The 22,202-nt window shown below is 59.7% G+C and carries 21 protein-coding genes; 20 read left to right on the top strand and 1 reads right to left on the bottom strand.

Annotated features, from left to right (window positions below):
- Positions 1-6: 6 nt before the first annotated feature.
- The 12 genes from fabZ to ispD all read left to right on the top strand — a co-directional run bounded on the left by fabZ (position 7) and on the right by ispD (position 14,221).
- The gene (fabZ, locus tag ACIGEK_RS17030) at positions 7-447 is read left to right on the top strand and encodes a 3-hydroxyacyl-ACP dehydratase FabZ (RefSeq protein WP_397494462.1); all 441 of its coding nucleotides are present in this window, start codon (positions 7-9) and stop codon (positions 445-447) included.
- Positions 444-1,220 carry an acyl-ACP--UDP-N-acetylglucosamine O-acyltransferase gene (gene lpxA / locus ACIGEK_RS17025; protein WP_397494461.1) on the top strand — a complete coding sequence of 259 codons (777 nt, stop codon included), beginning with the start codon at positions 444-446 and terminating at the stop codon, positions 1,218-1,220. Before fabZ ends, lpxA begins: the two co-directional genes overlap by 4 nt.
- Positions 1,221-1,223: 3 nt before the next feature.
- Positions 1,224-2,357, top strand: a complete 1,134-nt coding sequence (lpxB, locus tag ACIGEK_RS17020; protein ID WP_397494460.1) for a lipid-A-disaccharide synthase — start codon at positions 1,224-1,226, stop codon at positions 2,355-2,357.
- The gene (rnhB, locus tag ACIGEK_RS17015; protein WP_397494459.1) at positions 2,357-2,953 is read left to right on the top strand and encodes a ribonuclease HII; all 597 of its coding nucleotides are present in this window, start codon (positions 2,357-2,359) and stop codon (positions 2,951-2,953) included. Before lpxB ends, rnhB begins: the two co-directional genes overlap by 1 nt.
- A 111-nt stretch (positions 2,954-3,064) precedes the next feature.
- Positions 3,065-6,586, top strand: a complete 3,522-nt coding sequence (dnaE, locus tag ACIGEK_RS17010; RefSeq protein WP_397494458.1) for a DNA polymerase III subunit alpha — start codon at positions 3,065-3,067, stop codon at positions 6,584-6,586.
- A 168-nt stretch (positions 6,587-6,754) separates the two neighbouring features.
- Entirely contained in the window at positions 6,755-7,705 is a 951-nt protein-coding gene (locus ACIGEK_RS17005) for an acetyl-CoA carboxylase carboxyltransferase subunit alpha (protein ID WP_397494457.1), read from the top strand.
- Positions 7,706-7,765: 60 nt separating this feature from the next.
- Complete coding sequence (gene tilS, locus ACIGEK_RS17000) at positions 7,766-9,082, top strand: tRNA lysidine(34) synthetase TilS (RefSeq protein WP_397494456.1); 1,317 nt, start codon at positions 7,766-7,768, stop codon at positions 9,080-9,082.
- Positions 9,083-9,250: 168 nt separating this feature from the next.
- Entirely contained in the window at positions 9,251-10,882 is a 1,632-nt protein-coding gene (locus ACIGEK_RS16995; protein ID WP_397494455.1) for a CTP synthase, read from the top strand.
- 4 nt (positions 10,883-10,886) lie between these two features.
- Positions 10,887-11,732 carry a 3-deoxy-8-phosphooctulonate synthase gene (gene kdsA, locus ACIGEK_RS16990; protein WP_397494454.1) on the top strand — a complete coding sequence of 282 codons (846 nt, stop codon included), beginning with the start codon at positions 10,887-10,889 and terminating at the stop codon, positions 11,730-11,732.
- A 145-nt stretch (positions 11,733-11,877) separates the two neighbouring features.
- A complete protein-coding gene (gene eno, locus ACIGEK_RS16985) occupies positions 11,878-13,167 on the top strand; it encodes a phosphopyruvate hydratase (RefSeq protein ID WP_397494453.1) in 1,290 nt (429 codons plus the stop codon).
- A gap of 65 nt (positions 13,168-13,232) precedes the next feature.
- The gene (gene ftsB / locus ACIGEK_RS16980; RefSeq protein ID WP_090248365.1) at positions 13,233-13,514 is read left to right on the top strand and encodes a cell division protein FtsB; all 282 of its coding nucleotides are present in this window, start codon (positions 13,233-13,235) and stop codon (positions 13,512-13,514) included.
- Positions 13,511-14,221 (top strand): 2-C-methyl-D-erythritol 4-phosphate cytidylyltransferase, encoded by a 711-nt coding sequence (gene ispD, locus ACIGEK_RS16975; RefSeq protein WP_397494452.1) that lies wholly within the window; start codon positions 13,511-13,513, stop codon positions 14,219-14,221. Before ftsB ends, ispD begins: the two co-directional genes overlap by 4 nt.
- Here the strand turns inward: ispD and ACIGEK_RS16970 are convergent.
- Complete coding sequence (locus tag ACIGEK_RS16970) at positions 14,218-15,105, bottom strand: LysR substrate-binding domain-containing protein (RefSeq protein WP_397494451.1); 888 nt, start codon at positions 15,103-15,105, stop codon at positions 14,218-14,220. The two genes, ispD and ACIGEK_RS16970, sit on opposite strands and share 4 nt — an antisense overlap.
- A gap of 125 nt (positions 15,106-15,230) precedes the next feature.
- On the opposite strand from ACIGEK_RS16970, the gene ACIGEK_RS16965 reads away from it, so the two are divergent.
- The 8 genes from ACIGEK_RS16965 to ACIGEK_RS16930 all read left to right on the top strand — a co-directional run bounded on the left by ACIGEK_RS16965 (position 15,231) and on the right by ACIGEK_RS16930 (position 22,149).
- Positions 15,231-16,343, top strand: a complete 1,113-nt coding sequence (locus ACIGEK_RS16965; RefSeq protein ID WP_397494450.1) for an S-(hydroxymethyl)glutathione dehydrogenase/class III alcohol dehydrogenase — start codon at positions 15,231-15,233, stop codon at positions 16,341-16,343.
- A 40-nt stretch (positions 16,344-16,383) separates the two neighbouring features.
- On the top strand, positions 16,384-17,229 hold the full coding sequence (gene fghA, locus ACIGEK_RS16960) for an S-formylglutathione hydrolase (protein ID WP_397494449.1): 846 nt from the start codon (positions 16,384-16,386) through the stop codon (positions 17,227-17,229).
- Positions 17,230-17,329: 100 nt separating this feature from the next.
- Positions 17,330-17,803 (top strand): 2-C-methyl-D-erythritol 2,4-cyclodiphosphate synthase, encoded by a 474-nt coding sequence (gene ispF / locus ACIGEK_RS16955; RefSeq protein ID WP_397494448.1) that lies wholly within the window; start codon positions 17,330-17,332, stop codon positions 17,801-17,803.
- Complete coding sequence (gene truD, locus ACIGEK_RS16950; protein ID WP_397494447.1) at positions 17,800-18,858, top strand: tRNA pseudouridine(13) synthase TruD; 1,059 nt, start codon at positions 17,800-17,802, stop codon at positions 18,856-18,858. The genes ispF and truD overlap by 4 nt, the downstream gene beginning before the upstream one ends.
- Positions 18,846-19,595, top strand: coding sequence for a 5'/3'-nucleotidase SurE (gene surE, locus ACIGEK_RS16945; protein ID WP_090383334.1), 750 nt, complete (start codon positions 18,846-18,848; stop codon positions 19,593-19,595). The genes truD and surE overlap by 13 nt, the downstream gene beginning before the upstream one ends.
- Before the next feature lie 41 nt (positions 19,596-19,636).
- Positions 19,637-20,272 carry a protein-L-isoaspartate(D-aspartate) O-methyltransferase gene (locus ACIGEK_RS16940; RefSeq protein ID WP_397494638.1) on the top strand — a complete coding sequence of 212 codons (636 nt, stop codon included), beginning with the start codon at positions 19,637-19,639 and terminating at the stop codon, positions 20,270-20,272.
- Positions 20,273-20,296: 24 nt separating this feature from the next.
- Positions 20,297-21,235, top strand: coding sequence for a DUF368 domain-containing protein (locus tag ACIGEK_RS16935; RefSeq protein ID WP_397494446.1), 939 nt, complete (start codon positions 20,297-20,299; stop codon positions 21,233-21,235).
- Positions 21,236-21,291: 56 nt separating this feature from the next.
- Positions 21,292-22,149 carry a peptidoglycan DD-metalloendopeptidase family protein gene (locus ACIGEK_RS16930; protein ID WP_397494445.1) on the top strand — a complete coding sequence of 286 codons (858 nt, stop codon included), beginning with the start codon at positions 21,292-21,294 and terminating at the stop codon, positions 22,147-22,149.
- Positions 22,150-22,202: the final 53 nt, after the last annotated feature.

Here is a 22,202-nt window from a genome sequence, read left to right as displayed (position 1 = left end):
CTGCACATGATGGACATCAACCAGATTCGCGAATACTTGCCGCACCGCTATCCGTTCCTTTTGGTGGACCGGGTCGCTGAGCTGCATATTGAAGGCAAGCGCATTCGTGCCTACAAGAATGTCAGCATCAATGAGCCGTTCTTCAACGGGCATTTTCCTGAGCACCCGATCATGCCGGGAGTGTTGATCATCGAAGCCATGGCCCAGGCGGCCGGTATTCTTGGCTTCAAGATGATGGATCTGAAGCCATCCGATGGCACCCTGTATTACTTTGTCGGCTCCGACAAGCTACGCTTTCGCCAGCCAGTAGTGCCCGGTGATCAACTGATCCTCGAAGCCCGTTACCTGAGCAGCAAGCGCAGCATCTGGAAGTTCGAGTGCAAGGCCAGCGTCGACGGCAAGGAAGTCTGCTCGGCAGAAATCATCTGTGCGGAACGCAAGCTATGAGTTTGATTGACCCTCGCGCCATCATCGACCCCAGCGCCAAGTTGGCTGACGACGTCGTCGTCGGCCCTTGGTCGATAGTCGGGGCTGATGTAGAAATTGGTGAGGGTACAGTGATCGGCCCCCATGTGATCCTCAAGGGGCCGACCCGGATCGGTAAACACAACCGCATCTATCAGTTTTCCTCGGTGGGTGAAGACACTCCCGATCTCAAGTACCAGGGCGAGGCGACTCGTCTGGTAATTGGCGATCACAACGTGATCCGCGAGGGGGTCACCATTCATCGCGGTACCGTACAGGATCGCAGCGAAACCACCCTGGGTGATCACAACCTGATCATGGCCTATGCCCACATCGGCCATGACAGCGTGATTGGTAACCATTGCATCCTGGTCAACAACACCGCGTTGGCCGGGCATGTGTGGGTCGATGACTGGGCGATTCTCTCCGGCTACACCCTGGTCCATCAGTTCTGTCGTATCGGTGCGCACAGCTTTTCCGGTATGGGCACGGCGATTGGCAAGGACGTACCGGCATTTGTCACCGTGTTTGGCAACCCGGCCGAAGCGCGCAGCATGAACTTCGAGGGCATGCGTCGCCGTGGTTTTAGCGCCGAGGCGATCGCGGCCTTGCGTCGTGCCTACAAGATTGTCTATCGCCAGGGGCTTACGGTTGAGCAGGCGATGACTGAGCTGGCCGAGTCGTCCGCAGAGTTTCCCGAAGTCGCGATCTTCCGCGATTCCATTCAGGCTTCTAGCCGCGGCATTACCCGATAATTTATGACTGACCTGATGCGTGTCGCGCTGGTCGCCGGCGAGGCGTCTGGCGATATTCTCGGTGCGGGCCTGATGCAGGCCCTTAAAGCCCAGTACCCACAGATCGAATTTATCGGTGTCGGTGGTCCGCTCATGCAGGCTCAGGGACTGAACTCCTATTTCCCGATGGAACGTCTCTCGGTGATGGGCCTGGTCGAGGTGCTGGGTCGTCTGCCTGAGCTTCTGTCACGGCGCAAGCGGCTGATCAGCAGCCTGATCGAGGCCAAGCCGGACGTGTTTATCGGCATTGATGCGCCGGATTTCAACCTGACTCTTGAGCTCAAATTGCGTCAGGCGGGTATCAAGACCGTGCATTACGTCAGCCCGTCCGTGTGGGCTTGGCGGCAGAAACGCGTGCTGAAGATTCGCGATGCTTGCGACTTGATGCTGACTCTGTTTCCGTTCGAAGCGCAGTTCTATCAGGATCATCAAGTACCGGTGCGTTTTGTCGGTCACCCGCTGGCCGATACCATCCCGCAGCAGGCGGATCGCGCCGCAGCACGTGAGACGCTGAGCCTGGCGCAGGATCAGCCAGTGGTGGCCTTGATGCCGGGCAGCCGTGGCGGCGAAGTGTCGCGCCTGGGCAGTCTGTTTCTCGATGCCGCCGTGCGTTTGCGAACCTTGCGCCCCGGCATCCAGTTTGTCTTGCCCTGTTCCAGCCCCGAGCGCCGTGCGCAGCTTGAGCAGATGCTCGTGGGCCGCGATCTGCCGTTGACCTTGCTCAATGGTCGCTCCCACGAAGCGCTGGCGGCGTGCGATGCAGTATTGATTGCCTCCGGTACGGCGACCCTTGAGGCGCTGCTATACAAGCGGCCGATGGTGGTGGCGTACAAGGTGGCGCCATTGACCTATCGCATCCTCAAGCGCCTGGTTACCAGTGCCTATATCTCCCTGCCGAATCTGCTGGCCGAGCGTTTGTTGGTGCCGGAAATGATTCAGGACGCCGCTACGCCTGAAGCGCTGGCCCACTTACTGGCGCCACTGCTTGATGGTGGCGAGGTGCAGACGGAAGGCTTTGATGTGATTCACCGCGCGCTGCGGCGTGATGCCTCGGTACAGGCCGCCCAGGCTGTGCTGCAACTGACAGGGCGCGGCTGATGCAACTCGGGCTGGATTTCACCCTGGTGCAGGAGCTGGTGGCCGGTGTTGATGAAGTCGGCCGTGGCCCGCTCTGCGGCGCAGTGGTGACGGCGGCGGTGATCCTTGATCCGGCGCGACCGATTCTCGGCCTGAACGATTCGAAAAAACTGACCGAGGTGCGTCGGGAAAAACTCTTCGACGAGATTTGTGAAAAAGCCCTGGCTTGGTGTATTGCCCGGGCCGAGGTCGAGGAAATCGACCAGCTGAATATTCTCCAGGCCACCATGCTGGCTATGCAGCGCGCGGTCGAGGGCTTGAGTGTCACGCCCAAACTGGCGCTGATTGATGGTAATCGCTGTCCGAAACTGCAGGTGCCCAGTGCCGCTGTGGTCAAGGGCGATAGTCAGGTGCCGGCGATTGCTGCGGCGTCGATCCTGGCCAAGGTCAGTCGTGACCGCGAGATGCAGCTGCTTGATCAGCAATACCCCGGCTACGGAATCGCCGGGCACAAAGGCTATCCCACGCCGGCACACCTTGAAGCACTACGGCGCCTTGGGCCTACACCGATTCACCGGCGCTCCTTTGGTCCGGTACGTGCGTTATTGGGCGACTGATACAACGCTCAAAACATTCCCTCGTTATCCTCTGCCCGGTAGCGCTTGTCGCGCGCTGCTGCGGTTGTACAATCCCTGCCTTGTCGTTTTTGTGTTTTGTATAGGACTGCCATGACCGCTTCGTTCGTCCACCTGCGTTTGCACACCGAGTTTTCCCTGGTCGACGGGCTAGTGCGGGTCAAGCCACTGATCAAATCGGTGGCGGCAACCGGGATGCCGGCAGTTGCGGTCACTGACATGAGCAATATGTGCTCATTGGTGAAGTTCTATAAGGCAGCCATGGGCGGTGGCATCAAGCCGATCTGCGGCGCTGATATCTGGCTGGCCAGTGCCGATGAAGATGGTCCGCTGAGCCGCATGACTCTGCTGGCGATGAATGCCAAGGGTTATCGCAACCTCACCGAGCTGGTCTCGCGCGGCTGGAGCGAAGGGCAGAGCAATGATCTGGTCATCATCCAGCGCGACTGGGTTAAACAAGCGTCCGAAGGCCTGATTGCCTTATCCGGTGCAAAGGAAGGCGAAGTCGGCCATGCCTTGCTTGATGGCGAGCAGGCGCAGGCCGAAGCTGTTCTGCGCGAGTGGATGGCAGCGTTCCCCGAGCGCTTCTACCTGGAAGTACAGCGCACCAACCGGGTTAATGATGAAGAGCATCTGCACGCCGCCGTCGCCCTGGCCGACAAGGTCGGCGCGCCGCTGGTCGCGACCAACGATGTGCGCTTTATCAAGCAGGACGACTTCGCCGCCCATGAAACCCGTGTGTGCATCGGCGAAGGCCGTAGCCTGGACGACCCGCGCCGTCTGCGCACCTACTCCGATCAGCAGTACCTAAAAAGCCCGGAGGAAATGGCCGAGCTGTTCAGTGATTTGCCCGAGGCGCTGGAAAACACCATCGAGATTGCCAAGCGCTGCAATATCGAGGTGCAACTGGGCAAGTACTTCCTGCCAGATTTCCCCGTGCCGGCCGGCCTGACCATGGACGAATACTTTCGCCAGGTTTCGTTCGAGGGCCTGGAAGAGCGTCTGGCGGTGCTGTGGCCGAAGGACACCACTCCGAATTACGAAGAGAAGCGTCAGGTCTATATCGATCGGTTGAATTTCGAGCTGGATATCATCATCCAGATGGGTTTTCCCGGTTACTTCCTGATCGTAATGGACTTTATCAAGTGGGCGAAAAACAACGGTGTGCCGGTGGGCCCTGGCCGTGGGTCGGGTGCCGGTTCACTGGTGGCCTATGTGCAGAAGATCACCGACCTTGATCCGCTGGCCTATGACCTGCTGTTCGAACGTTTCCTCAACCCGGAACGGGTCTCCATGCCCGACTTCGACGTCGACTTCTGCATGGACGGTCGCGACCGAGTAATCGACTACGTGGCCGAGAAATACGGCCGCAACGCTGTGAGCCAGATCATCACCTTCGGCACCATGGCAGCCAAGGCGGTGGTGCGTGACGTGGCGCGGGCCCAGGGTAAGTCCTACGGGCTGGCTGACCGTCTGTCGAAGATGATTCCCTTCGAAGTCGGTATGACCCTGGAAAAGGCCTACGAAATGGAGGAGCCGCTGCGCGACTTCCTCAAAGTAGATGAAGACGCCCGGGAAATCTGGGAAATGTCGCTCAAGCTCGAAGGCATCTGTCGCGGTACCGGCAAGCACGCTGGTGGCGTGGTGATTGCGCCGACCAAACTCACCGACTTCTCGCCGATTGCCTGCGATGACGAGGGTGGTGGCCTGGTCACCCAGTTCGACAAAGACGACGTGGAATCCGCCGGGCTGGTGAAGTTCGACTTCCTCGGTCTGCGCACCCTGACCATCATCAAGTGGGCGATGGAAACCATCAACCGCGAGCAGGCCAAGCAGGGCCTGCCTGATCTGAACATCGACTTTATTCCGCTGGACGACAAGCCTACGTTCAGCATGCTGCAGAAAGCCGAGACCACTGCGGTGTTCCAGCTTGAATCGCGCGGTATGAAGGAGCTGATCAAGAAGCTCAAGCCAGACTGCCTGGAAGACATGATCGCTCTGGTGGCTCTGTTCCGTCCGGGGCCGTTGCAGTCGGGCATGGTGGATGACTTTATCAACCGTAAGCACGGTCGCGAACCGATTTCCTACCCGCATCAGGACTACCAGTACGCGGGTCTGGAGCCGGTGCTCAAGCCGACCTACGGCATCATCCTGTACCAGGAACAGGTGATGCAGATTGCCCAGGTTATGGCCGGCTACACCTTGGGTGGTGCGGACATGCTGCGTCGCGCCATGGGTAAGAAAAAACCCGAGGAGATGGCCAAACAACGCGGCGGCTTTATCGAAGGCTGCGCTAACAACGGTATCGATGCGAACCTGGCGGGCAACATCTTCGATCTGGTAGAGAAATTCGCGGGCTACGGCTTCAACAAATCTCACTCCGCTGCTTATGGCTTGCTCTCGTATCAGACCGCTTGGCTTAAAGCTCACCACTCGGCGGCCTTTATGGCGGCGGTGTTGTCGGCGGATATGCACAACACCGACAAGGTAGTCACCCTGATCGAGGAGTGCCGCAGCATGAAGCTGCGCCTCGATGCGCCGGATGTGAACATCTCCGAGTTCAAATTTACAGTTAATAACGAGGGCTGGATTGTCTATGGCCTGGGCGCGATCAAGGGCGTCGGCGAGGGGCCGGTGGAGGCCATCGTCGAGGCGCGTCAGGCAGGACCGTTCAAGGACCTATTCGATTTCTGCTCGCGGGTCGACCTCAAACGCATCAACAAGCGCACCCTCGAAGCGCTGATTCGCAGCGGTGCGCTGGATCGCCTGGGGCCGCACTTCCATGAAGAGCTGAAAGCCTACAAGGCCAATATCGACCGCAATCGCGCGGTATTGCTGGGTGCGATGGAGGAGGCTGTGCAGGCCGCCGAACAGACTGCGCGCAGTGCAGAGAGTGGGCACATGGACCTGTTCGGTGGGGTATTTGCCGATGCCGAGGCGGATGTCTATCTCAATCATCTGCGTGCTCGCGAACTGACGTTGAAAGAGCGCCTCAAGGGCGAAAAAGATACCCTGGGCCTATACCTGACCGGCCACCCGATTGATGAGTATGAAGGTGAAGTGCGGCGTTTTGCTCGCCAGCGCATCGTCGATCTGAAAGCCGCGCGTGGTGATCAGACGATTGCTGGGCTGGTGGTCGCCCTGCGGGTGATGAAGAACAAGAAGGGCGACAAGATGGGCTTTATCACCCTCGATGATCGTTCCGGACGGATTGAGGCCTCCTTGTTTGCCGAAGCGTTCAACAGTGCTCAAGCCCTATTGCAGACCGATGCCCTGGTGGTAGTGGAGGGCGAGGTGAGCAACGACGACTTCTCCGGCGGCCTGCGCTTGCGTGCCAAACGGGTGATGAGCCTGGAAGAGGCGCGCACCGGTCTGGCCGACAGCCTGCGTCTGAAGCTTGCCAGCAGCGCCCTGCAGGGTGATCGGCTGCGCTGGCTGGCTGACTTGTGCGGCCGCCATCGTGGCGCGTGTCCGATCACCGTTGACTACAGCGGCAGCGACGCCAAGGCGCAATTGCAGTTTGGCGAAGGCTGGCGTATCGAGCCGGCTGACAGTCTGATTCAGGCATTGCGTGACCAGTTCGGCCGCGACAACGTCTTTTTGCACTACCGCTGATTTGCGAGGCTTAGGCTTCGCCGGTCGGTCGTGATACCCGGTAAGTTCTGTATTGAAGGCTTTCGTACAGAGCCGGGTGTCGACCTGAATGCGCCTGCTGCTATAAGGTAGGGCGCGATAACGGATACAGCTCCCGGCCACTTGGCCGTCGACGCAAGACGGATGACTATGAACCCGAATTTTCTCGATTTCGAACAGCCGATCGCCGACCTGCAAGCCAAGATCGAAGAGCTTCGCCTGGTCGGTAACGACAACTCGTTGAACATCAACGATGAAATCGCCCGCCTGCAGGATAAAAGCAGCTCGCTGACCGAAACTATTTTCGGCAACCTAAGCAGCTGGCAGATCGCCCAGCTGGCGCGCCACCCACGCCGTCCTTACACCCTGGATTATCTGCAGCACATCTTCACCGAGTTCGATGAGCTGCATGGTGATCGCCACTTCTCCGACGACGCGGCCCTGGTGGGCGGTGTTGCCCGCCTGGACGGTGAGCCGGTGATGGTCATCGGGCACCAGAAAGGCCGTGAGATCCGCGAAAAAGTGCGCCGCAACTTCGGTATGCCGCGCCCGGAGGGCTACCGCAAGGCGTGCCGCCTGATGGAAATGGCTGAGCGCTTCAAGATGCCGATCCTGACCTTTATCGACACCCCAGGTGCCTACCCAGGTATCGACGCCGAAGAGCGCAACCAGAGCGAAGCCATTGCCTGGAACCTGCGTGTTATGGCGCGTCTGAAAACCCCGATCATCGCCACCGTCATTGGTGAAGGTGGTTCCGGTGGCGCACTGGCGATTGGTGTGTGCGATCAGTTAAATATGCTGCAGTACTCCACCTACTCGGTGATCTCGCCGGAAGGCTGCGCCTCGATTCTGTGGAAAACCGCAGAAAAGGCCCCGGATGCCGCCGAAGCCATGGGCATTACTGCCGAGCGCCTGAAAGGCCTGGGCATTGTTGATCAGGTGATCGGTGAGCCACTCGGTGGCGCACACAGCGATCCAGCTGCTGCTGCTGAGTCAGTACGTCAGGCGCTGCGTATGCAATTGGACATGCTCAAGGCTTTCGATACCGACGCGCTGCTCAAGCGTCGTTATGAGCGTCTGATGAGCTACGGGATTGCCTGATTGCTCGGCGGTCGCGCATACAACGGGCCTTCGGGCCCGTTGTTGTTTTAAGCTTGGCCGATGACTCCTGTGCATATTCGTTTGCGTGATGCCCTCCAGCCCTGGCGTAGTGCCCCTGGCTGGTGTGTGGCCCTGTCCGGCGGGCTGGACTCCACGGTGTTGTTGCACCTGCTGGCCAGCCTCGCGCAACGTGAGGCATTGCCGCCTCTTTCCGCTATCCATGTCCATCACGGTTTGCAAGCCTCTGCCGATAACTGGCCGGCGCATTGTCGTGCGCTGTGCGCGGCATTGTCCGTGCCGCTGCAGGTTGAGTTTGTGCGCGTTGCCCCAGGCGCCAGTCTTGAGCAGGCGGCGCGCGATGCTCGTTATGCGGCCTTTACGGGTCGTCTCGGCGCAGATGAACTATTGCTGACCGCGCAGCATCGCGATGATCAAGCAGAGACTCTATTGTTTCGTCTGTTGCGCGGTGCCGGCGTGCAGGGTTTGTCAGCCATGCCGGTGAGTCGAGCGTTGGGGGCAGGGCAGCTGGTTCGGCCGCTGCTTAACTGCTCGCGCGATGAGCTGTTGGCTTATGCCCGTGAGCACAAGTTGTCCTGGGTCGACGATCCGTCAAATGCTGATGAGCGCTTCTCACGTAATTATCTGCGTCGCCAGGTCTTGCCTGCGTTGCTTGGCCGCTGGCCGCAGGCCGCCACCAATATGGCACGCAGCGCTGCGCACTTGAGTGAGGCTGCGCAGTTACTCGATGAGTTGGCACAGCAAGATGTGGCTGCCGCCGAAGTGTTTGGTGAGTTTGCCTGGTTGCCATTGCCGGTTCTGGCACTACCTGTGCTACGCAGTTTGAGTGAGCCGCGTCAGCGTAACGCTCTGCGTTATTGGCTGCGACCGCTAACGGCGATGCCTGACAGCGAGCACTGGGCCGGCTGGCAGGCGCTGCGCGATGCTGCGCAGGATGCTGTACCCGTCTGGAAGCTGGCAGCGGGGGAGTTGCGCCGCGGTGATGAGCGTCTGTGGTGGTTGGCGGGTGACTGGCTGTGCTCGCCGGTGTCGGTCAATGTAACGGTTCAAGGTAATCAGCATGTGCTGTTGCCGGTTAATGGCTCTGTGCGAATTGACGGCCAGCTGCCTGCGGGTAACTGGCAGTTGGGCTATCGCCAGGCTGGCGATCAGATACTGCTGCCTGGGCGCGGGCACCGCGATCTCAAACGCTTGTTCAATGAATTGCGCGTGCCAGCTTTTGTGCGAAATCGCCTGCCGCTGCTGCGTCTGGATAACCAGGTTGTGGCAGTCGCCAACCTGCCAAGTATGCAGGGCGCCGTTGATGGCAGCTGGCAATTGCATTGGCAGCCACCGACGAATGATCAAGGTTTGAGCTGATAAGCCCTTTCCGGTAGACTACGCTCCCGTCTTACTACAGCTTTTGTTGACTCCCTTTGGGAATCGGCAGGGCTAGCTAATTGCGGTGTATTGCAATTGGTCGCTTCGGCATTCCTTCGCTTTCCCCGGCGGCACTGACCGCTTAAACGCAGACTTCTAGGGTTTTTCATGACGCGCTACATATTCGTCACGGGTGGTGTTGTTTCTTCATTGGGGAAAGGCATCGCCTCGGCTTCATTGGCGGCTATCCTGGAGGCGCGGGGCCTGAAGGTCACCATGCTCAAGCTGGATCCCTATATCAACGTCGATCCGGGCACCATGAGCCCGTTCCAGCACGGTGAGGTGTTCGTCACCCACGACGGCGCTGAGACCGACCTCGACCTGGGCCACTATGAGCGGTTTATCCGCACCACCATGACCCAGAACAACAACTTCACCACTGGTCGCGTCTACGAAGACGTGCTGCGCCGCGAGCGCCGTGGTGATTACCTGGGCGCGACCATTCAGGTCATCCCGCACATCACGGACGAGATCAAGCGCCGCATCATCAAGGGTGCTGGCGACGCTGACGTGGCCATGGTTGAAATCGGCGGCACGGTGGGTGACATCGAGTCGCAGCCGTTCCTCGAGGCCATCCGCCAGCTGCGTGTGGAGGTAGGCGCCAAACGCGCTATGCTGATGCACCTGACTCTGGTGCCGTATATCGCCACCGCTGGCGAAACCAAGACCAAGCCGACTCAGCATTCGGTGAAAGAGCTGCGTTCCATTGGCCTGCAGCCTGACGTGCTGATCTGCCGTTCCGACCATCCGATTGATATCTCCTCGCGCCGTAAGATCGCGCTGTTCACCAACGTTGAAGAACGTGCGGTGATTTCTCTGGAAGACGTCGACACCATTTACAAGATTCCAGGTGTGTTGCATGCCCAGGGTCTGGATGATTTTGTCGTCGAGCGCTTCGGCTTGGAATGTAACGGTGCTGATCTGTCCGAGTGGGATCGTGTGGTTGATGCCAAACTCAACCCGGAGCACGAAGTCACCATCGCCATGGTCGGCAAGTACATGGAGCTGCTGGACGCCTACAAATCGCTGATCGAGGCGATGAGTCATGCTGGCATCCAGAACCGCACCAAGGTCAACCTGCGCTATATCGACTCCGAAGACATCGAGAACAAAGGCACCGCGCTGCTTGAAGGTGTAGATGCCATTCTGGTTCCGGGCGGCTTCGGTCTGCGCGGCGTGGAAGGCAAGATCAAGACTGTGCAATACGCCCGTGAGAACAAGATTCCCTACCTGGGTATCTGCCTCGGTATGCAGGTCGCGGTTATCGAGTTCGCCCGCAATGTGTTGGGCTGGACTGATGCCAATTCCACCGAATTCGACACCGTAAGCACTCATCCAGTGGTCGGTCTAATTACCGAATGGCAGGACGCAACCGGTGTAACCGAACAGCGTACAGACGTTTCCGATCTTGGCGGCACCATGCGTCTGGGTGCGCAGGATTGTCAGCTGATGGCCGGTTCCAATGTCCGTGACTGCTACGGCCAAGATGTAATCGTTGAGCGTCATCGTCATCGTTATGAAGTGAACAACAACCTGTTGCCGCAGCTGATTGAAGCTGGCCTCAAGATTACTGGTCGCTCCGGCGATGGCGCGCTGGTTGAAGTGGTAGAAGCACCGGATCATCCATGGTTCGTCGCGTGCCAGTTCCACCCCGAGTTCACTTCCACGCCGCGTGATGGTCATCCGCTGTTCAGTGGCTTTGTGACTGCCGCGCTGACGCAGAAAGCCAAGAAGGCCTAGGAATATGACGCAGAAAATCATCAAGGTTGGCGCTATCGAAATCGCCAACGACAAGCCGTTCGTGCTGTTCGGTGGGATCAACGTAATCGAATCCCGCGACCTGGCCATGCGTGCTTGTGAAGAGTATGTGCGGGTTACCGAGAAACTCGGCATTCCCTACGTGTTCAAGGCCAGCTTCGACAAGGCCAACCGCTCGTCCGTGACCTCGTTCCGTGGCCCAGGCCTGGAAGAGGGCATGAAGGTCTTCGAGGAAATCAAAAAGACCTTCGGTGTGCCGGTAATCACCGACGTTCATGAGCCTGAGCAAGCAGCTCCAGTGGCTGCGGTCTGTGACATTATCCAGTTGCCGGCGTTTCTTTCGCGGCAAACCGATCTGGTCGTGGCTATGGCCAAGACCGGCGCGGTGATCAATATCAAGAAAGCCCAGTTCCTCGCGCCCCAGGAGATGAAACACATCCTGGCCAAGTGCGAAGAGGCGGGCAATGACCAGCTGATTCTCTGCGAGCGCGGCTCCAGCTTCGGCTACAACAACCTGGTGGTCGACATGCTCGGCTTCGGCATCATGAAGCAGATGAATTACCCGGTGTTCTTCGACGTGACTCACGCTCTGCAAATGCCGGGTGGCCGCGCCGATTCCGCTGGTGGTCGCCGCGCTCAGGTCACCGACCTGGCCAAGGCGGGCATGAGCCAGGGCCTGGCCGGTCTGTTCCTCGAGGCCCATCCGGACCCGGACAATGCCAAATGCGACGGCCCTTGCGCCCTGCGCTTGGACAAGTTGGAGCCGTTCCTCACCCAGCTCAAGCAACTGGATGATTTGATCAAGAGTTTTGCGCCGATTGAGACTGCCTGAAACGGCAAATCTCCGGTAAAGTGCCGTTTGTATACAATCTGACTAAATAGTCGGTACATGTTGTGCGCTGGGCTAACCCTTGGCGTGCAATGAGTGTGCAACTCGGTACTACCCTTTTCGTCAATTTTTTGGAGTGCTACACGCAATGGCAAAGATCGTCGACATCAAAGGCCGTGAGGTTCTCGATTCCCGTGGTAACCCAACTGTGGAAGCCGATGTAATTCTCGATGGCGGCATCATCGGCAGCGCCTGTGCGCCGTCCGGTGCCTCCACCGGTTCGCGTGAAGCGCTGGAATTGCGTGATGGCGACAAGAGCCGTTACCTGGGCAAGGGCGTGCTGAAGGCCGTGGCCAATATCAATGGCCCGATCCGCGATCTGCTGTTGGGCAAAGATGCCACTGACCAGAAAGCCCTCGACCTGGCGATGATTGCTCTCGACGGTACCGAGAACAAAGCCACCCTGGGTGCCAACGCCATCCTCGCTGTGTCCCTGGCCGCTGCCAAGGCTGCCGCTCAGGCCAAGGGCGTGCCGTTGTACGCGCACATCGCCGACTTGAACGGCACTCCGGGTGTTTACTCGATGCCGGTACCGATGATGAACATCATCAACGGCGGCGAGCACGCCGATAACAACGTCGATATTCAGGAGTTCATGGTTCAGCCGGTTGGCGCCAAGACCTTTTCCGATGCGCTGCGTATGGGCACCGAGATTTTCCACCACCTTAAAGCTGTGCTGAAGGCCCGTGGCCTGAGCACCTCGGTGGGTGACGAAGGCGGCTTCGCGCCGAACCTGGCGTCCAACGAAGACGCCCTGGCTGCTATCGCCGAAGCTGTTGCTAATGCCGGTTATACCCTGGGCGACGACGTCACCCTGGCGCTGGACTGCGCTTCCAGCGAGTTCTTCAAGGACGGTAAGTACGATCTGGATGGCGAAGGCAAAGTCTTCAATGCCGAAGGTTTCGCCGATTACCTGGCCGGTCTGTCCGAGCGTTACCCGATTATCTCCATCGAAGACGGCATGGATGAGTCCGACTGGGCTGGCTGGAAAGTCCTGACCGACAAGATCGGCAAGAAAGTGCAGCTGGTTGGCGACGACCTGTTTGTGACCAACACCAAGATCCTCAAGCGCGGCATCGACGAGTCGATCGGCAACTCGATCCTGATCAAGTTCAACCAGATTGGCACCCTGACCGAGACCCTGGAAGCCATCCAGATGGCCAAGGCCGCCGGTTACACCGCCGTGATCTCGCACCGCTCGGGTGAAACCGAAGACAGCACCATCGCCGATCTGGCTGTTGGTACTGCTGCAGGCCAGATCAAAACTGGTTCGCTGTGCCGCTCGGACCGTGTGTCCAAGTACAACCAATTGCTGCGTATCGAAGAGCAACTGGCAGGCAAGGCACCCTACAAAGGCCGCGCCGAGTTCCGTGGTTGAACCCAGGCATGGTAAAAGAGGGGCGGCGCGAGTCGCCCCTTTTTCGTTCGGAAGCTTTTTACGCTATGCGCAATAATTTTTACTGGGTTTTTATCGTGCTGATTGCCGTGCTGGCGGGTCTGCAATATCGCCTGTGGGTCGGCGATGGCAGTCTGGCGCAGGTGGCCCAGTTGCAGCAGCAGATCGCCGATCAACAGGGGGAAAACCAGCAGTTGCAAGAGCGTAACCGGATTCTCGAAGCCGAGGTTCTGGAGTTGAAAAGCGGGATGGAAACCGTCGAAGAGCGCGCGCGGCATGAGCTGGGCATGCTTAAAGAGGGTGAAACCCTCTATCAGTTGGCTGAATGAATACCTCTGCATTACCCCCTTTCTGGGCGTTGCTGCCAGCTGCCGGTATTGGCAGCCGGATGCGCGCCGACCGGCCCAAGCAGTACCTGCAACTGGCCGGCAAAAGCATTATCGAACACACCCTGGCGTGCTTTCTCGAGCATCCGCAGCTGCGTGCGATGGTGGTCAGTCTGGCGACGGATGATCCCTACTGGCCGGCCTTGAGCTGCGCCCATGATCCACGCATCCAGCGCGCAGATGGCGGTGCCGAGCGCGCTGATTCGGTGCTCAATGGTTTGCTGCGTTTGAGTGAACTGGGTGCCCAGGAGCAGGATTGGGTACTGGTCCACGATGCGGCGCGACCTAACCTCGCGCGCAGCGACCTTGATCTGCTACTCAGCGAATTAGCTGATGACCCGGTGGGCGGCTTATTGGCCGTGCCGGCGCGCGATACGCTCAAGCGTGTTGGCGCCGATGGCCGGGTACAGATGACGGTGGATCGTTCGATCATCTGGCAGGCCTTTACCCCGCAGATGTTCCGTCTAGGCGAATTGCAGCGTGCGCTGGCCGATGCGCTGATTGCCGGTGTGGCGATTACCGACGAAGCCTCAGCTATCGAGTGGTCCGGACAGGCGCCGCGTCTGATCGAAGGCCGTTCGGATAACCTCAAGGTCACGCGTCCTGAAGATTTACGCAGCTTGGCCAGCCTTTGGCACCTGAAAAACTAGCGATACTCGCTGCGCTGCGCCAACCCCTGTTTAAGAAACTCCACCAACTGCCGCACCTTCGGCGACAGGTGGCGTTGCTGGGGGTACAGCGCCCACACGGCAGTGTCCGGCGGCTGCTGGTTGTCTAGCAGGGAGACCAGCGCGCCGCTGCGCAAATGCTCCAGCACGTAGTAATCCGGTAGCTGACACAGGCCAATGCCGCGCAGCGCCGCTTCGAGCACCGCCTGGCCACTGTTGCAGCGCCAGTTACCCTGCACACGCAGGCTTGAATCGCGGCCGTTGGCCTGAAAGCTCCAGAGATCCGAACTGCCGATCAGGCAGTTGTGCCGCGCCAGTTCTGACAGCGAATGCGGCCGGCCGTAGCGTTGCAGGTAAGCGGGGGCGGCGCACAGGTACATCTGCCGGGGTGCTAGGCGCGTGGCGACCAGGCGTGAGTCTTGCAGGCGACCCAGGCGGATGGCCAGGTCGAGGCCATCATGCAGCAGGTCGATGGTGTGGTTGCTCAGTTCGATGTCCACCCGCAGTTGCGGGTGCTGCACCATAAAATCAGTGACCAGCGGCACGATAAAGCGTTCACCGTAAGCCACTGCGCAGGTCATGCGTAGCAGGCCTTTGGGCTCGCTGCCCAGATCGCCCACGGCGCGCAGGGCTTCCTCACGGGCATCCTGCAGGCGCTGGCAGTGCTGCAGAAAGGTTTGTCCCGCTTCGGTCAGTGCCACGCGGCGGGTGCTGCGATAGAACAGGCGGGTTTGCAGGCGCTCTTCCAGGCGGGCGATCTGCCGGCTGACCTGGGAGGATGACAGACTCATGCGTTCGGCGGCAGCGGTGAACTGGCCGCATTCAGCCACGGCAACAAACTCGTCGAGGCCTTCCCAGCGATTCATGGTGGATGTCCTTGGTACGGGTTGATTGTCCCTGTATAGCAAGAATGTTTTGTTTTTTGGCGGATTATTTATCTGAATCACTGATCTACACTCTGCGCCACTGTTGAGTCCGCTGGAGAGCGATCATGATCAAGTCCCGTGCTGCCGTAGCCTTTGCCCCCAATCAGCCGCTGCAAATCGTCGAAGTCGACGTAGCGCCGCCCAAGGCCGGGGAAGTGCTGGTGCGCATTGTCGCCACTGGCGTGTGTCACACCGATGCCTACACCCTGTCCGGTGAGGATTCCGAAGGTGTGTTCCCGGCGATTCTCGGCCATGAAGGCGGCGGTATCGTCGAGGCCATCGGTGAGGGCGTGACCTCGGTGCAAGTCGGCGACCACGTGATACCGCTGTACACCGCCGAATGCCGCGCCTGCAAATTCTGCAAATCCGGCAAGACCAACCTGTGCAGCTCGGTGCGTGCGACCCAGGGCAAGGGCCTTATGCCCGATGGCACCAGTCGCTTCAGCTACAACGGCGAGCCGATTTATCACTACATGGGCTGCTCGACGTTTTCCGAATACACCGTGCTGCCGGAAGTCTCCCTGGCGGTGATTCCCAAGGATGCGCCGCTGGAAAAGGTTTGCCTGCTCGGCTGTGGCGTGACCACGGGCATCGGTGCCGTGCTCAACACCGCCAAGGTGGAAGAGGGCGCCACTGTGGCGATCTTCGGCCTCGGCGGCATCGGCCTGGCTGCGATTATCGGCGCGAAGATGGCCAAGGCTTCGCGCATCATCGCCATCGATATTAACCCAGCCAAGTTCGAGGTGGCCCGTGAGCTGGGCGCGACCGATTTCGTTAACCCGAAAGATTTCGCCAAGCCGATTCAGGAGGTCATCGTCGAGATGACCGACGGCGGTGTGGATTATTCCTTCGAATGCGTCGGCAATGTGCAACTGATGCGCGCTGCGCTGGAATGCGCGCACAAGGGCTGGGGTGAATCGGTGATTATCGGTGTGGCCGGTGCCGGCCAGGAAATCAGTACCCGTCCGTTTCAGCTGGTGACTGGGCGCGTCTGGCGCGGTTCGGCGTTCGGCGGCGTTAAAGGCCGTACCGAACTGCCGAGCTATGTGGAAAAGGCGCAGAAGGGCGAAATCCCGCTGGATACTTTTATCACCCACAACATGCCGCTCGAAGACATCAACAAGGCCTTTGACCTGATGCATGAAGGCAAGAGCATCCGCACCGTTATCCACTTCTGATCACGCTGGGCGGCTGTCACGGCCGCCCACTGGAGGCCTCATGACCTTGGAAAATATTTCCTGCCAGAAGAGTGCCGGTGGCTGGCATAAACGCTACCGCCATCGCTCGGCGGTGCTGGGCTGCGATATGGTGTTTGCCGTGTACCTGCCTCCACAGGCCGAGCAGGGCGGCAAACTGCCGGTGCTGTATTGGCTGAGTGGACTGACCTGCACCGATGAGAACTTTATGCAGAAGGCCGGCGCACATAAGTTGGCGGCCGAGCTGGGGATGATCATCGTCGCGCCGGATACCAGCCCGCGCGGCGCCGATGTACCGGATGATCCGGACAAAGCTTGGGACTTCGGCCTCGGGGCGGGCTTTTACCTGAACGCCACCCAGGAACCCTGGGCGCGGCATTACCGCATGTACGACTATGTGGTGCAGGAACTGCCGGCGCTGATCGAGGCGAATTTCCCGGTATCCGACAAGCGCGGCATCAGCGGCCACTCCATGGGCGGGCATGGTGCGTTGGTCTGTGCGTTGCGCAACCCGGGGCGCTATCAGTCGCTGTCGGCCTTTGCGCCGATCAGCAATCCGAGCAACTGTCCCTGGGGCGAAAAGGCGTTTTCGCGCTACCTGGGCGACGAGCGCTCGCGCTGGCGCGAATGGGATGCCTGCGCCTTGCTTGCCGAGGCGACGGAGAAACTGCCGATTCTGGTGGATCAGGGCGATCGTGATGATTTCCTGGAAAACCAGCTTAAGCCGGATGCCCTCAAGGCTGCGGCGCAGGCCGCTGGCCATCCGCTGACTCTGCGCCTGCAGCCGGGCTACGACCACAGCTACTACTTTATCGCCAGCTTTATCGATGACCACCTGCGTCATCATGCCAAGTCGCTGCTGAGCTGAACCTGCGCTGGCGGACGACGTTCGGCTCGCCAGCTAGCCGGCTCCTATAGGCAGCTTTCAGTTAGAATCACGCCCTGACTTTTTCAGGGCGTTGTTTTTTATGCGTATTGGCCACGGCTACGATGTGCACCGTTTCGGTGAGGGCGACTTCATCACCCTGGGCGGCGTGCAGATTCCCCATAAATTCGGCCTGCTGGCCCATTCCGATGGCGACGTGCTGCTGCATGCCTTGAGCGATGCCTTGCTCGGCGCGGCCGCGCTGGGCGATATCGGCAAACACTTTCCCGATACCGATCCGACCTTCAAGGGCGCGGACAGCCGTGTGTTGCTGCGCCATGTGCTCGGCCTGATTCACGGTAAAGGCTGGCAGGTCGGCAATGTCGACGCCACCATCGTCGCTCAGGCGCCGAAAATGGCCCCGCATATCGAGACCATGCGCGCGCGGATTGCCGAAGACCTGCTGGTGAGCCTGGATCAGGTCAACGTCAAAGCCACCACCACCGAGAAACTCGGCTTTACCGGGCGTGAAGAAGGCATTGCCGTGCATGCCGTCGCGCTGTTGGTCGCTCGATGAACGAACTCGAATTGCTGGGCCCACGCGCCTATGGCGAGCCTTGCGGTACGGCGGTACTCAAGGCCGTGGCGGAGGACTTTCAGGTCGATGAGGTGCTGGATATTCCCCTGGCGGGCGAGGGTGAGCACCTTTGGTTATGGGTGGAAAAGCGCGAGCTGAATACTGAAGAAGCCGCCAAACGTATTGCCCGCGCCGCCGGCGTGCCGCTAAGGCTGATCAGCTATGCGGGGCTCAAGGATCGTCAGGCCCTGACCCGGCAGTGGTTCAGTCTGCACCTACCGGGCAAGCTCGATCCCGACCTGAGCGCCGCCGAAGATGCCAGCCTGAAAATCCTTAAGCAGGTGCGTCATACCCGTAAGTTGCAGCGCGGTGCCCATGCGGCCAATGGCTTTACCCTGCGCTTGACCCAGCTGGCTGCGGATCGCGACGCGTTGGATCAACGCCTGACGCAGATCGCCGCTCAGGGCATTCCCAACTATTACGGCTTGCAGCGCTTCGGCTTCGAGGGCGGCAATGTCGCCCATGCCCGGCATTTTGCGACGAACAAGAGCCTGCCGGAGAAGCGCAATGTGCGCTCGCGAGTACTCTCGGCGGCGCGCAGCTATCTGTTCAATCAGGTGTTGGCCGAGCGGGTCGCCGCCGGCACTTGGAATCAAGCGCTGCTCGGCGATCTGCTGGCCTTTACCGATAGCCGTAGCTTCTTTGCTGCTGGCGAGGCCGAGTGCAGTGATCCGCGCCTGGCGATTCTCGATCTGCATCCTACGGGGCCGTTGTGGGGGGCAGGTGTCTCTACCGCTGGAGGCGTGGCGCAGGCGCTGGAGCAGGATCTGGCCGCACGCGAAAGCGTTCTGGTCGACTGGTTGGCAGAAGCGGACATGACACACGAACGGCGTATCCTGCGCCTCCCCATTGGCGGCCTGTCGTGGCATTATCCAGAGTCTGACATTCTGCAACTGGAATTCGTCCTGCCGGCTGGATGCTTCGCCACCGTCTTGGTGCGTGAGCTCGTCGATCTGTTGCCTGCAGGGCAGACGGACAACCCATGCGTATTCTGATTTCCAACGATGACGGCGTTGCTGCGCCAGGCCTTGCTGCGCTGCATGCGGCGCTGGCTGATTATGCCGAGTGCACGGTAATTGCCCCCGATCAGGACAAGAGCGGCGCGAGCAGCTCGCTGACCCTCGACCGGCCCTTGCACCCGACCACGTTGCCCAATGGCTATATCAGCCTCAATGGCACGCCGACCGATTGTGTGCATCTGGGCCTCAATGGTCTGTTGCCGCAGGTAGCTGACCTGGTGGTCTCAGGCATTAATTTGGGCGCCAATCTGGGCGACGACGTGCTGTATTCCGGCACCGTGGCCGCGGCCCTTGAGGGGCGCTTTCTTGCCCGGCCGGCGTTTGCCTTTTCCCTGCTCTCGCGTTTGCCGGACAACCTGCCGACTGCCGCCTATTTCGCCCGCAAGCTGGTGGAAGCCCACGAGCAGCTTGACCTGCCGCCGCGCACCGTACTTAACGTAAATATTCCCAATCTGCCGCTGGAGCATATCCGCGGCATTCAGCTGACCCGCCTGGGTCATCGCGCCCGCGCTGCTGCGCCGGTCAAGGTGGTCAACCCGCGCGGTAAAGAGGGCTACTGGATCTCGGTGGCCGGTGATGCGGAAGACGGTGGCCCCGGTACGGATTTCCATGCGGTGATGCAGGGCTATGTCTCGGTCACCCCGCTGCAGCTGGATCGCACCTTTGCCGACGGTTTCAATAGCCTGCAACCCTGGTTGGAGGGGCTGCTGTGATCCGCCGTGAACAGGATGAGTTGCAGCATCGCGGTATTGGCATGACCTCGCAGCGTACCCGCGAGCGGCTGATTCAGCGGCTGTACGAGGAAGGCCTGTCCAACGCTCATGTGCTGGAAGCCATCCGCCGTACGCCGCGTCATCTGTTTGTCGATGAGGCGCTGGCCCACCGTGCTTACGAAGACACCGCGCTGCCGATTGGCAACAACCAGACCATCTCGCAGCCTTATATGGTGGCGCGCATGAGCGAGCTGCTATTAGCCGCTGGACCCTTGGACAAGGTGCTGGAAATCGGTACGGGCTCGGGTTACCAGACCGCGATTTTGGCGCAGCTGGTCGAGCGCGTATTCAGTGTTGAGCGGATCCAGAACCTGCAGGAAAAAGCCAAGGAACGCCTGGTTCAGCTCAATCTGCGCAATGTGGTGTTTCGCTGGGGTGACGGTTGGGAAGGCTGGAATGCCCTGGGCCCATATAACGGCATCATCGTTACTGCGGCGGCGGCCAATGTGCCACAGGCCTTGCTCGACCAGCTGGCTCCGGGCGGGCGCCTGGTGATTCCGGTCGGCGCTGGGGATGTGCAGGAGTTGCTACTGATCGTCCGTGAGGACGACGGTTTCTCTCGGCATGTGCTGGATGCAGTGCGTTTTGTGCCCTTGCTCAACGGGCCCCTGGCCTGATTTCGATTGTTTACGGATGAACCCATGAAGAAGTATTTCCTGCTCTACGCCAAAGGCATTGCCATGGGCGCTGCCGACGTCGTGCCCGGCGTGTCGGGTGGCACTGTGGCATTTATTAGCGGTATCTATGACGAGTTGCTGCGCTCGATTGCCAGTGTGCCGGTGGCCCTTGGGCTGTTGCTGCGGGGGCGGATTGTCGAGGCTTGGAAGGCCGCCAATGCGACCTTTTTATTGGTGTTGCTGCTGGGCGTCATGACCAGCGTGCTCAGCCTTGCGCGGTTGATTACCTACCTGCTGGTCGAGCAGCCGATCCCCGTGTGGTCATTTTTCTTTGGCTTGATCCTGGTTTCCACTCACTTGGTCGTGCGCGAGATCAAACACTGGAACTGGACGCGGATTGTCAGTCTGGGGTTGGGGGCGGCATTCGCCTACTGGATTACCGTGGCCTCGCCGCTGCAGTTGGGGCATGACCCCCTGAGCCTGTTCTTTGCAGGTGCCATCGCTATCTGCGCAATGATTCTGCCAGGTGTTTCCGGCAGTTTTATTCTGGTTCTGCTGGGCTTGTACAGCTTTGTGCTGACGGCGGTGAAGGGGCTGGATATCACTGTATTACTGATTTTTGCCAGCGGTTGCCTGGTTGGTCTTGTCAGTTTCGCTGGGATTCTGCGTTGGCTGCTGGCGCGCTGGCGTGACCTGACCCTGGCGTTTCTGACCGGGCTGATGGTTGGCTCGCTGAATAAGATCTGGCCTTGGAAGGAAACTCTGACCTGGCGCACTGATAGCCATGGTGAGCAGGTGCCGCTGCTGCAAGCCAATCTCTGGCCCGCGCAGTTCGCCGAAATCAGCGGCCAGGACCCACAGCTGTTGCTGGCAATTGCCTTGGCACTCGCCGGTATCTTGTTGGTACTGGGCCTCGAATGGCTGGCTGGACGTAACCCGCAAAGCGCTGGTGATCGCCCATAATTGCGGCACAATGCATGCCAGCAAGATGTAAGCAGTTTTACCCGAGGGAGATGCAGGTGAGTTTCACAGCCATTCAATTGCCGATTCGCGCCAGCAGTGCTCGTACCCTGTTGAGTGGCCTTGTCCTCGGTGCCTTGCTTAGTGCCTGCGCGAGCCCGCCGCCGGGTGGGGTAAAAGTGGTTGATCGCAGCCATGGCGGTGGGGCCAGTCAGGCGCCGCAACGACAGCCGGTCCGCAGTGGCCAGTACCAGGTGCAACGTGGCGATACGCTGTACTCGATTGCTTTTCGCTTCGGCTGGGATTGGAAGGCGCTTGCCGCGCGTAACGGCATTGCGCCGCCTTATCTGATCCGCGTTGGCCAGATCATTCGCTTTGATGGACAGCCTGCCAGTCGCCCGCCTGTGGTAGCGAAGGCTCCTGTAGTTGTCACGTCGCCCGGTCGGCCGACTACACCCATTCAGACTCGGCCAGTGCAAACCCAGCCGCCAGCGCCAGTGAAAACCACCCCAAGCGTCACCTCGCTACCGCCAACCCAGCGCTCTGCATCGGGTTGGTTATGGCCTTCCAATGGGGCGGTTATTGGGCGTTTTTCCTCAAACGGCAGTTTGAATAAAGGCATTGATATCGCCGGGGAATTGGGCCAGCCTGTTTTAGCTGCGTCTGATGGTTCAGTGGTCTACGCCGGGAGTGGTTTACGGGGCTACGGCGAATTAGTGATCATCAAACATAGCGATACCTACGTAAGCGCCTACGGTCACAACCGCAGGTTGTTGGTGCAGGAGGGGCAACAGGTCAAAGCCGGGCAGAAAATTGCCGAAATGGGTTCCACAGGAACCGACCGGGTGAAACTTCACTTTGAAGTGCGCCGCCAAGGTAAACCTGTCGATCCACTGCAATACCTGCCGCGACGTTGATCTAGCGCTAGCCTGTCTCCATCACGTGGGAGGGACAGGCTTTGGTGTACCAG

The organism is Pseudomonas sp. NPDC079086, from assembly GCF_044542155.1.
Classification (GTDB): domain Bacteria; phylum Pseudomonadota; class Gammaproteobacteria; order Pseudomonadales; family Pseudomonadaceae; genus Aquipseudomonas.
The sequence above is the reverse complement of the archived record's forward strand: the minus strand, read 5'-3'. Positions and strand labels throughout refer to the sequence as shown.